The organism is Rhizobium sp. 18055 (genome assembly GCF_902706285.1).
Lineage (GTDB): Bacteria > Pseudomonadota > Alphaproteobacteria > Rhizobiales > Rhizobiaceae > Rhizobium.
The window spans coordinates 1-11,379 of the sequence record NZ_CACSKD010000033.1; the positions used below are offsets into that span (position 1 = coordinate 1).

Consider the following 11,379-nt stretch of genomic DNA (forward strand, 5'->3'; position numbering starts at 1 on the left):
AGCCCCAAACCTCAATCAGCATCGCAGCCAATTCGGAAACACATGAGCGAAAGTCGTCGTCGCCAGCAGCGCCGCCGCCCTCGTTCAGTGAGGCGCTTATACGGCTACCAACCTTTCTAAGTCAACACGCACATCAGAAGTTTTTTGACAGTTTTATAACAGTCTGTTTTTATTGAGGTAATTTCAGATGAGGAGGTTGTGGATGATTTGCGTCCGCGCGGCGCGCTCGGGATTTCCCGGGAAAATGACCAAACAGCACGCTTTCAGGGCCGGTTTTTTAGCCGACATGCCGAGATTTACATCATCAGGCGCCGCTGCAGCCACCATTCTTCTCGCTCACCCTCACTCTATGCAAAGCCCATCCCGCCCAAAGATCATTCCGTCGATCCTTTTTCGGAACCTTCGGCCGCCTCAAGGTGTTTCCATCTCAGCAAACAAAGGAGACAACACATGGCTGCCAATACCGATGACGTCAAAGCCGCTGTCAGCAAGGACATCACTGCCCTGCAGCAGGAAGTGGCCCGTCTGCAGAAGATGATCTCGGCCCAGGGCGCAGAAGCCTATTACGAGGTACGCGACCGCGCCGGCAAGGCTTATGAAGACATCGCTCCAAGGGCAAAGACTGCCGTTGCCCAGATAAAGGCCGAAGGTGTTGCCGCAGCCGATGCTGCCCGCGAGCACCCGGCGGCAACCACCACGGCTCTCGCGCTTGTCGGTGCGCTCGGCTTTATCGCCGGCTATCTCCTGAGCGGGACCCAATCCGCCCCGCAGCGCCAACAGTGGTGGCGGTAGCATCGACGGAATTAGCACCTTCTAATTCGTTTACGGGCTGGATGATCCGAAGTATCATCCAGCCCGTACTACTTATGTCTTAGAAAAACCCATTTTTCGGACGAGTAATGACGACTATAAACAAGAGGGAGGACTGCTGATGAATGCCAAAGGATCGAACTGCATCGTCGAAGTCAGCGTAGATGGCGCACAAGGCCGTCTCGCAGTCGGTATCATGAACATGCGGCAGGCTCTTGAACTACCCGAAATGCCCACCGTGTCCTACACCCATCCGGATCCTGCCAAGGCAGCGGCCGGCGTTACCATGAGCCGTCAGGAGCTTGCCGGCTTCGTGGCGCGTCACTAGGCAGATCGCTGTTCGCCACGTCGAACCAGCCCTTTACAGATGCGGCCAAGACAGGCGGCGCCTTCGCGCCGCCTCTTCTATTATAGACAAGACTGGCGGCGCCCTTCGCGCCGCCTCTTCTATTTTAGACATGTCCCTTATGATGCAGATGTCCCGCTGGAGGGAGATGTCTCTTCGCCGCCGCATTCGGCATCCCCTCCCCTCGCCTTATCCCCGCGTTTTCAAATCCGCCGTCTGGCGTCGCCGGACTGTTCATGTCAAAAACGCACCGCATCGACATCATATATAGGACAGACGATTGAGAGAGCGGCGCGCACCGCAGAAGCAGCATGATCGGATCAAATCCGGCGCCGAGCAGCAAGGCAAGCGGGTCACCCTGCCGCGTGCGCTGTCCAAGCTCGGCTATTGTTCTCGAACACAGGCCGAGAAACTGATATCGGAGGGCCGTGTTTCCGTCGATGGCCGCACCGTGCTCGACACCGCCGCCTGGATCGACCTGGCAACGGCAAGGATCAAGGTGGACGGCAACAAGGTCGCCGCCGAGCCGATGACCTATCTGATGCTCAACAAGCCGCGCGGTCTGGTCACCACGAGACACGATCCCGAAGGCCGCCCGACGGTGTTCGATTGCCTCAAGGATGTCGATACCCCGCATCTGTCGCCGGTCGGCAGGCTCGACAAGGCAAGCGAGGGGCTGCTGCTCTTTACCAATGATACCGTCTTTGCCCAGGCACTGCTCGATCCGATCACCCACGTCACCAAGACCTATCATGTACAGGTCGATCGCCTGATGGAACCGGAATTGCTGGCGGAGATGGCCTATGGGGTTCGCCACGACGGCGAATTGCTGAAGGCGACGGCGGCCACCCTTCTCAGACAAGGCGAGCGCAATGCCTGGATCGAGGTCGAACTCGACGAAGGCCGCAACCGGCAGATCCGCCGCATGCTGGAAGCGCTCGGCATCGAGTGCCTGCGGCTGGTGCGCGTGGCGATCGGCGACCTGAAGCTCGGCGAACTGCCGAAGGGAAGCGTGCGTGCGCTGACCGACGCCGAGCTCAAAAGCCTGCGCCGCCGGGCCGGCATGGAAACGACGAAACGGACCTGATTGCATGACGGATACCGCGAGCCTCGCACCCCACGACTTCTGGCAGGAGCTGCACGTCGCCGACAGCTTTGCGATTGAGGGCGAGTTCACCTCTTTCTATGTCGCCGAATTGCCCGACGGCCGCCAGTTGCGCCTGCCGCTCCGCCCGCTTGCCGATGGTGAGCATGCCTTGGCCTCGCTGATCATCAACCAGGCAAGCTTCGAGGTGCTGGATGCGCTGGCCGGACAGCTGGCCGACAAGCTGCGGCCGCTCGACATCGACGTCATCGCAGGCCTGCCGACGCTTGGGCTGACGCTCGCATCTGCGGTCGCGCAGAAGCTCGGGCACATGCGGTATGTGCCTCTCGGCACCTCGCGAAAATTCTGGTATCGCGAAGACCTCTCCGTGCCGCTGTCGTCGATCACCACGCCCGATCAGCAGAAGCGTCTCTATATAGACCCGCGCATGCTGCCACTGCTCGAAAACAGGCGCGTCGCACTGATTGACGATGTCATCTCCAGCGGCACCTCGATCGTTTCCGGGCTCGATCTGCTCGGCGCCTGCGCCATCGAACCTGTCGCCATCGGCGCAGCCATGCTGCAATCGGAGCGCTGGAAGGACAAGCTTGGCAGCGCCGGCCCGCAATGGCTGGACCGCACCCTCGCCGTCTTCCAGACGCCGGTGCTGGAGAAAAACGAGACCGGCACCTGGCGCAGACCCCTGGCCTGAGCAGCGCCGGAACGCCTTCGCACTGCCAGAACGCCTCAGCCCCGCCGGAAAGCCTGGGCCGCAGTTTGCGGCACGCCCCCTATACAGCGCGCCGCGAACCGCTACATTCTTCCCAAGCGCATAAATTCGGAAGACCTGATGACCTTCGAGCAAGCATCCCTGCTGATCCTGTTGATCGCGATGCTGGTTCTGTTTCTCCTCGATCGCTTCCGCGTCGAGCTGGTGGCGATATCGGGCCTGCTCGCCGGATACGCGCTCGGCCTCTACCCCGCCGACGCGGTCTTTGCGGGTTTTGCCAGCCCCGTGGTCATCACCGTCGTCGAAATCCTGCTGGTGGTCCAGGTTCTCGCCCGTACCCGTTTCTTCGACAGGCTATCGACGACGCTTGCCGGTCTCGGCATGCGCAGCACCGGCATCATCGCCATTCTATCGGGCGCCACCGGCTTCATCTCGATCTTCATGAACAATATCGGCGCCTTCTCCATCTCCCTGCCGGTGGCACTGCGGATCAGCGCCGTCACCGCCATCCCGAAGCGCCAGCTGATCATGCCGATCTCGTTTGCGGCACTTCTGGGCGGCCTCGTTTCGCTGATCGGCACGCCGGCCAACCTGCTGGTAAGCAATGCGCTCGCAGGTACGACCGGCACCGGCTTCCATCTGTTCGATTTCGCCTATGTCGGCCTTCCCGTGGCCCTCGCCGGCATGCTGCTGACCGCTTGGCTGGCTCCCCGCCTCTTCCCGCAAACAGAAGATGACGACGCGGCAGCGCCGCAAACGCAACGACGGCGCATGGTCGCGGAGCGGCGCGTGCCATCAGCCTCACCGCTGATCGGCGCGAGCCTGTCGCAGTTGCCGAAGCGTTTTGCCTTGCAGCCGCACGCATTGCTGCGCAATGGCGCCTTCGTCTTCGGAGCCGCCGACAAATGCATCGTCGAGCCGGGCGATCTGTTGCTGGTCGAGACCGACGATACGATCTTCGCCGAACTCGCGGCTGCCGGCGCATTGGAGCCCGATCACCGGCCAATCGACGCAAGTCGCATTGAAGCCGTGGTCATGCCGGAAAGCACGCTGGTCGGCTCACGCCTGCGTTCGCTCGAGGTGTTCGCCAGCCGCGGCGTCGTCATCAGCGCGTTGTCGATGCGCTCGCCCCGCATCGAGGGACGCTTCGAGGATCTGCAGCTGTCGATCGGCGACGTGCTGGTGCTAGAGGGCGACCGGGTGGCGATCACCGAGGCGCTGGAGGAGTGCGAGTGTCTGCCACTCGCCTCGCCGCCTGCGCCGCTGGCCTTTTCGCTCAGCTGGCAGCCCTTCGCGATCTTCGCCTTTGGCGTCGCGGCAACCGCGTTTTTGGAGCCCGATATTGCTTTGGCCGGAGTCGTCCTGGTTCTGGCACTGTTCAATTACCTGAACATCCGCCAGGCCATGGCCGATCTAAACTGGCCCGTCATCATCATGCTGGCGGCAATGATCCCGATCGGCTCGGCGGTTGGCACATCGGGCGCCGCCGAGGTCATCGCATCCGCGCTAGGCCTGATCATCCCGGTGGCCCAGCCGCTGGCCGGCATCGCGGTGGTGCTGTTCCTGGCCGTCGCGCTGACACCCTTCGTCAACAACGCCACCGTCGCCATCATCCTCAGCCCCGTGGCGCTCGAGTTTGCCGCAGCAGGCCACCATGCCCCGCAGGCTTACCTGCTGGCTGTGGCGCTCGGTGCCTCGCTCGATTTCCTCACGCCCTTCGGCCACCACAACAACACGCTTGCCATGGGCATCGGCAGCTACCGCTTTGCCGATTTCATCAAGGCAGGTGTGCCGGTCACCCTTCTCTGCTACTTTTTGAGCCTGCTGCTTCTATATGTCCTCTGGGTTTGATCGCAGCTTGCTTGACATCGCCGGCAATGGAACTAGAGCAAGGGGAAAGCCCCCGATGAATGATCCCGTTAACTGACAAGGACGGTCGAGCACGTGCGAATCCTCTCAGAAGCCCATTTCCCGGAACTGCCGAACTACTACCGTGGCAAGGTGCGTGAAAACTACGACCTTCCCGATGGCAGCCGTATCATCATCAGCACCGACCGGCTGAGCGCCTTCGACCGCATCCTCACCTGCATTCCTTACAAGGGGCAGGTTCTGACCCAGACGGCACGCTACTGGTTCGAGGCGACCAAGGACATCTGCCCGAACCACGTCATCGCCTATCCCGATCCGAATGTCGTCATCGGCAAGCGCCTCGACATCCTGCCGGTCGAAGTCGTCGTCCGCGGCTATCTGGCCGGCACGACAGGTACCTCGATCCTCACTCTTTATAGGAAGGGCGAGCGCGATATGTACGGCATGCATCTGCCGGACGGCATGCGCGACAACCAGAAGCTCCCCGCCCCGGTGATCACGCCGACCAGCAAGGAATTCGACGGCGGCCACGACGCGCCGCTGACGCCAGCGGAAATTGTCGATGGCGGGTTGCTGACGCAGGAGCAGTGGGACACGCTCTCCAGATACGCATTGGCGCTGTTTGCCCGCGGCCAGGAAATGGCGGCAAAGCGCGGCCTCATCCTGGTCGATACGAAATACGAGTTCGGCACCGACGAAAACGGCACCATCATCCTCGCCGACGAGATCCACACGCCCGACAGCAGCCGCTACTGGCTGGCCGACAGCTACCAGGCGAGCTTCGAGGCCGGCACCCGCCCGGCAAGCTTCGACAAGGACTTTGTCCGCTCCTGGGTGGCGGAACGCTGCGACCCCTATAAGGACGAGATCCCGGAGATCCCGGCCGATCTGATCGAGCAGACCTCGGCCGTCTATATCAAGGCCTACGAGGCGATCACCGCCCAGACCTTCGTGCCCGATGACGACGGCGCAACGCCGGTCGAGCGTGTCCGCAAGAACCTCTCGCCTTATTTCTCCTGAGCATTCTCCACTCACGCGCGCAGGCCTGCAACATTGACTTGCAGGCCTTTCTCATGGCGCGCTAGGGTTCGCAGATCAACGATGCCGGGAAAAAGCCGGCGGGGGAAGTCATGGCACGAAGGCCACGGCGCAAGGCCGAAGAAACCCGCGAAGATATCATGTCGATGGCTGAGCAATTGTTTCGCCAGCGCGGCTTCGTGGCGATCTCGATCGCCGACATTGCTGCATCGCTCGACATGTCGCCAGCCAATGTCTTCAAGCATTTTCATTCCAAGACGGCGCTGGTCGATGCGATTGCCGAGCGCCATCTGAGCGATGTCGCCAGCCGATTTGTCACCGACGACGCGCCGCCACGCGAGCAATTGCTTCGCTTCGTGCTCAGATTGCTCGACAGCCACCTCGAGGACATCCAGAAAAATCCCTACATCTTCGAGATGGTGCTGGTCAGCATCGAGGCAAAGATCGAGGCCGGCAAGCGATACCGCGAGAAGGTTGTCCAAAGACTGGAAGCGATCATTCGTGAAGGTGTCGCAGTGGGTCGCTATCACTGTACTGACCCAAATCTCGGTGCCAACACCGTCGCCGACGTTCTTACCAGCGTTCTACATCCCGTGCTGATTGCCCGCGAAGACAAGGAAACCCTTGTCGAAAAAGCGCGCCAGATCGTCAGCTTCGCCGATGCTGCCCTGCAAAATAGCGCTTGCTAAGTGACGATTCATCACTTACGTCACTTTCTAAAGTGTTTGTTAATTCGGATCAGTGGCATTTGACTCCGGATCGTTTGTCGTGTGGCATCAAGTCGCGCCTTCGATCCGGCTGCCATCGCATAGGGAATTGAATATGATACGTCGCTTGCTCCTCGTTTCGTCTGCTCTGGCCCTCGGCGGCGTGCTTGCTGCCTGCAGCGACAGCAGCAAGACACCGGCTGCTGGCGCGCCCGGAGCAGCCCAGCAGGCTGCAGCTGTTGGTGTTGTCACCATGAAGAAGGGCGACTTCCCGCTCACCACCATACTGCCGGGCCGCGCTGAAGCCTTCCAGACCGCCGATATCCGCCCGCAGGTCAGCGGCCTGATCCGCGAGATCACCTTCCGCGAAGGCGGCGAAGTGAAGAAGGGCGACGTTCTATACCAGATCGAAGACGCCCCTTACCTCGCCACCGTCGCACAGGCGAGAGCGGCGATCGCCAAGGCCGAAGCCAGCGTGCCGAGCGCCCAGAGCAACTTCGACCGCTACCAGCGCCTCGTCGGCTCCGGCGCCACGCAGATCGAATTCGAAACGGCCAAGACCAACTTGCTGCAGGCCGAGGCCGAAGTTGAATCGGCGAAAGCGTCCCTGACGGCCGCTGAAATCGACCTCGATCACACCAAGATCGTCGCACCCTTCGACGGCGTCATCGACCAGACCGCCTATAACGTCGGCAACGTCGTCGCTGCCAATCAGACCACGGCGCTGACCACCGTCCGCCAGCTTGATCCGGCCTATATCGTGCTCACCGAATCGAGCACCAACCTGCTGCGCCTGCGCAATGCGATTGCCACAGGTGAAATCAAGGGCGTCAAAGGCAATGGCGCTTTCCGGCTGCTTCTCGAAAATGGCAAGGAATACGGTGAGAAGGGCACGCTCGACATGTCGAAATCAGTCGTCAGCGAGACGACTGGCACCTTCACCATCCGCGTCAGCTTCCCCAACCCGGACCGCATCATCCTGCCGGGCATGTATGTCCGCGCAACGCTGGAGCTTGGTTCGGAAAGTGGCTACGCCCTGCCGCAGCTTGCCACCAGCCGCAACGCCAACGGCGAATTGTCGGCCCAGTTCGTCTCTGCAGACGGCAAGGTCGAAAACCGCATCTTCGAAAACGCCTCGCCTTCCAACAATGCATGGCTGGTGACCGAGGGCATCAAGGACGGCGATCAGCTGATCGTTTCCGGCCTGCAGTCGATCACCTCAGGCATGCCGGTCAAGCCGACCGAAATGCAGATCAATGACAAGGGTATCGTCGTGCCCGTGGCGCCAGCCGCCACCGGTGACGCGCAGAAGCCCGCCGCGAAGTAACGCGTCGAACATTGATCCGAGCCGTACAGGAATTAGCCAATGGCCAAGTTTTTCATCCGACGTCCGATCTTTGCGTGGGTCATAGCGATCACCATCATGCTTGCGGGCGTGCTGGCGATCTTCACGCTTTCCATCTCGCAATATCCCGACATTGCGCCGACCACCGTGCGCATCAACGCCACCTATCGCGGCGCCAGCGCTGAGACCGTCGAGAAATCGGTGACCACGATCATCGAGGACGGGATGACCGGTCTCGATGACCTCACCTACATGACCTCGACCTCGTCCACCGGCTCCGCCAGCATTTCGCTGACCTTCGGGACCGCGGCCGATCCTGATATTGCCCAGGTGCAGGTGCAGAACAAGCTGCAGCTGGTTCAATCGCAGCTGCCGAGCGACGTTATCGACGCCGGTATCAGCGTCACGCGCTCGACCTCGAGCATCCTGCTGGTCGGTGCGCTGGTCTCCACCGATGGCAAGCGCAACTCCGTCGATCTCGGCAACATCCTCTCGAACTCGATCGAGGATCAGATTCAGCGCCTCGAAGGCGTCGGCAGCATCAACATCTTCGGCTCCGGCTACGCCATGCGCGTCTGGCTGGACCCCTACAAGCTGGTCAAGTATCAGCTGACGACAGGCGACGTCACCTCGGCGATCGAGGCCCAGAACACCCAGGTGTCCGTCGGCTCGCTTGGCGCCCAGCCGGCCGTCGAAGGTCAGCAGCTTAACGTGACGATCACGGCGCAGAGCCAGCTGACCACCGTTTCCGACTTCGAGCACATCATCCTCAAGGTCGCGACCGACGGATCGACGGTTCGCCTCAGCGACATCGCCCGCATCGAGATCGGCCAGGAAAGCTACGGCGGCGCCTCGCGCTACAATGGCCAGCCATCGAGCGGCTTCGCCGTCAATCTGGCGATCGGCGCCAACGCCATCGATACCGCCGGGCGTGTCCGCACCGCGCTGGATACGATCTCCAAGGGTCTGCCCGAAGGCGTTGAGATCACCTATCCGTACGACACGACACCCTTCGTCGAGCTGTCGATCGAAAAGGTCGTGCACACGCTGATCGAGGCGATCGTGCTTGTTTTCGTCGTGCTGCTCGTCTTTCTTCAGAATCTGAGAGCCACGCTGATCCCGACGATCGCCGTGCCCGTGGTGCTGCTCGGAACCTTCGGCATCCTCGCGGTGACGGGATATTCGATCAATACGTTAACCATGTTCGCAATGGTTCTGGCCATCGGCCTGCTCGTCGACGATGCCATCGTCGTCGTCGAGAACGTCGAACGCATCATGACCGAAGAGAAGCTGTCGCCGATGGAGGCCACCGAGAAATCGATGGGCGAAATTACCGGCGCCATCGTCGGCATCGCCCTCGTGCTCACCGCCGTCTTCATTCCGATGGCCTTCTTCGGAGGCTCGACCGGCATCATCTATCGCCAGTTCTCCGTCACCATCGTCTCGGCGATGCTGCTGTCGGCGCTGGTCGCCATCGTGCTGACGCCGGCGCTCTGCGCCACCATGCTGAAGCCCGTCCATGATCACAAGAAGAACCGCGCGGCCGAATGGTTCAACCGCACCTTCACGCGCTCCACCAACGGCTACGTGAGCTCGATCGGCTATCTGCTGAAGCGCCCGGCCCGCGTGATGATCATCTTCCTGCTGGTCGTTGCCGGCTGCGCCTATCTCTTCACCCGCCTGCCGACCTCGTTCCTGCCGCAGGAAGACCAGGGCGTTCTGCTCAACATCGTCACCACCCCTCCGGGCTCGACGACGCAGCAGACGGAGGCTGTCGTCAAGAAGGTCGAAGATTACTACCGCGAGAACGAAAAGGACGCCGTCCAGTCGGTGTTCGGCGCGCTCGGCTTCGGCTTCAACGGCTCCGGCCAGAACAGCGCCATCGTCTTCACCAAGCTCAAGGACTTCTCCGAGCGCACCGACGCCAAGCTGCATGCCCAGGCGGTCGCCACCCGCGCGCTCGGCGCCTTCTCGCAAATCCGCGAAGCACAGGTCTTCGCCTTGCTGCCACCCGCCATCCAGGGCCTCGGCGTCTCCAGCGGCTTCTCGATGTACCTCGTCGATACCGGCGGTCACGGCACGGAAGCGCTCGACGCTGCCTCCAAGCGCCTGATTCAGATGGCGAATTCGAGCGGCAAGGTCGTGGCTTTGCGCAGCAACAACAAGGAAGTCGAGCCGCAGATGCGGATCATCATCGACCAGGAAAAGATCGGCGCCATGGGTGTCGACATCTCCTCGGTCAACGCCATGCTGTCGGTCATCTTCACCGGTCGCGACGTCAACGATTTCACCCTGAATGGCGAAATCAAGCCGGTTTACGTGCAGGGCGATGCGCCGTTCCGCATGCAGCCTGATGATCTCGACCATTGGTATGCCCGCAACGCCAGCGGCGAGATGGTCCCCTTCTCCGCCTTCACCCGCACCGAATGGGTCAAGGGCGCACCGACGCTTGCACGCTTCAATGCGGTGAGCGCCATTCCGCTCGACGGCGCTTCGGCTCCGGGCGTCAGTTCCGGCGATGCCATGGACCAGATGGAAGTGCTGACAGAACAGCTCGGCGGCGGCTACACCGTCGCATGGCAGGGCATCTCCTACCAGGAACGGCTCTCCGGCTCGCAGGCGCCGATGCTCTACGCGATCTCGGTTCTGGTCGTCTTCCTTTGCCTCGCAGCCCTCTACGAAAGTTGGTCGATCCCGTTCTCGGTGATCATGGCCGTCCCGGTCGGCGTGCTCGGTGCGCTTGCTGCGGCCACCGTGTTTGGCCAGGCAAACGACGTCTACTTCAAGGTCGGTCTTCTGACGACCATCGGGCTGGCGGCGAAAAACGCGATTCTGATCGTGGAGTTCGCCAAGGACCGGATGGAGACCGGAATGGGGATTATCGATGCGACGCTGGAGGCCGCGAGATTGCGCCTGCGCCCGATCATCATGACCTCCCTTGCCTTCATCCTCGGCGTCGTGCCGCTGGCGATTGCAACCGGCGCAGGCTCTGCTGCGCAGAACGCAATCGGCATCGGCGTACTCGGCGGTATGCTGTTTGCAACCGCGCTCGGCATCTTCTTTGTGCCGTCGTTCTTCGTGGTTATCCGTCGCGTGTCTTCGCGCCGTCAAAAAAATGAGGCGTGAGTGTGACATATCTGCACTGTGATAAAGTGAGACTCATTGATACATTGCCGCCAACTGCTTCGGGATTGTGTTTCTCGTTTTTGCGAAGCGCGGCCGAGTGTGAAGCATGATGGCTTCTGCCATGAATGGTTTTGGGCGAGTTACAGGAAGATTATTAATGGCGTCTTTTCGTTTTGCCTCACCGGCACTATTGCTACTTCTCGCCGGCTGTGTGAGCGGCCCGGATCATGTTCCCCCGGAAATGCCGCTTCCGGCTAAGTTCAACGAGGGTGGCGCCAAGGTCGGCGCCGATGTCTCGACGGTCACCTGGTGGACAGCCTATCG

At 61.2% G+C, this 11,379-nt stretch carries 9 protein-coding genes and 1 pseudogene; all 10 read left to right on the plus strand.

From position 1 onward, the window contains the following. The first annotated feature begins 450 nt into the window (after nt 1-450). A complete protein-coding gene (locus tag GVL52_RS27350) occupies nt 451-792 on the plus strand; it encodes a hypothetical protein (protein ID WP_160012561.1) in 342 nt (113 codons plus the stop codon). A 139-nt stretch (nt 793-931) separates the two neighbouring features. Further along, nucleotides 932-1,138 carry a hypothetical protein gene (locus GVL52_RS27355; protein WP_160012562.1) on the plus strand — a complete coding sequence of 69 codons (207 nt, stop codon included), beginning with the start codon at nt 932-934 and terminating at the stop codon, nt 1,136-1,138. Nucleotides 1,139-1,436: 298 nt separating this feature from the next. After that, entirely contained in the window at nt 1,437-2,243 is an 807-nt protein-coding gene (locus tag GVL52_RS27360) for a pseudouridine synthase (protein ID WP_160012563.1), read from the plus strand. Nucleotides 2,244-2,247: 4 nt separating this feature from the next. After that, entirely contained in the window at nt 2,248-2,952 is a 705-nt protein-coding gene (locus GVL52_RS27365) for a phosphoribosyltransferase (RefSeq protein WP_160012564.1), read from the plus strand. Nucleotides 2,953-3,090: 138 nt separating this feature from the next. Then, complete coding sequence (locus GVL52_RS27370) at nt 3,091-4,821, plus strand: SLC13 family permease (RefSeq protein WP_160012565.1); 1,731 nt, start codon at nt 3,091-3,093, stop codon at nt 4,819-4,821. A 93-nt stretch (nt 4,822-4,914) separates the two neighbouring features. Further along, nucleotides 4,915-5,859, plus strand: coding sequence for a phosphoribosylaminoimidazolesuccinocarboxamide synthase (locus GVL52_RS27375; protein ID WP_160012566.1), 945 nt, complete (start codon nt 4,915-4,917; stop codon nt 5,857-5,859). 110 nt (nt 5,860-5,969) lie between these two features. Then, nucleotides 5,970-6,566: a TetR family transcriptional regulator gene (locus GVL52_RS27380; RefSeq protein WP_160012567.1), complete on the plus strand. Its 597-nt coding sequence runs from the start codon at nt 5,970-5,972 to the stop codon at nt 6,564-6,566. 133 nt (nt 6,567-6,699) lie between these two features. Further along, nucleotides 6,700-7,911 carry an efflux RND transporter periplasmic adaptor subunit gene (locus GVL52_RS27385; protein WP_160012568.1) on the plus strand — a complete coding sequence of 404 codons (1,212 nt, stop codon included), beginning with the start codon at nt 6,700-6,702 and terminating at the stop codon, nt 7,909-7,911. Between the two features lie 39 nt (nt 7,912-7,950). Beyond that, nucleotides 7,951-11,055: an efflux RND transporter permease subunit gene (locus GVL52_RS27390; protein ID WP_160012569.1), complete on the plus strand. Its 3,105-nt coding sequence runs from the start codon at nt 7,951-7,953 to the stop codon at nt 11,053-11,055. Between the two features lie 157 nt (nt 11,056-11,212). Next, nucleotides 11,213-11,379: pseudogene (locus GVL52_RS31035) on the plus strand (nodulation protein NodT); the annotation flags it as partial.

Coding starts and splice junctions, on each gene's coding strand:
- GVL52_RS27390 (WP_160012569.1), top strand. CDS start 7,951: ATGGCCAAGTTTTTCATCCGACGTCCGATCTTTGCGTGGGTCATAGCG.
- GVL52_RS27385 (WP_160012568.1), top strand. CDS start 6,700: ATGATACGTCGCTTGCTCCTCGTTTCGTCTGCTCTGGCCCTCGGCGGC.
- GVL52_RS27350 (WP_160012561.1), top strand. CDS start 451: ATGGCTGCCAATACCGATGACGTCAAAGCCGCTGTCAGCAAGGACATC.
- GVL52_RS27380 (WP_160012567.1), top strand. CDS start 5,970: ATGGCACGAAGGCCACGGCGCAAGGCCGAAGAAACCCGCGAAGATATC.
- GVL52_RS27355 (WP_160012562.1), top strand. CDS start 932: ATGAATGCCAAAGGATCGAACTGCATCGTCGAAGTCAGCGTAGATGGC.
- GVL52_RS27370 (WP_160012565.1), top strand. CDS start 3,091: ATGACCTTCGAGCAAGCATCCCTGCTGATCCTGTTGATCGCGATGCTG.
- GVL52_RS27365 (WP_160012564.1), top strand. CDS start 2,248: ATGACGGATACCGCGAGCCTCGCACCCCACGACTTCTGGCAGGAGCTG.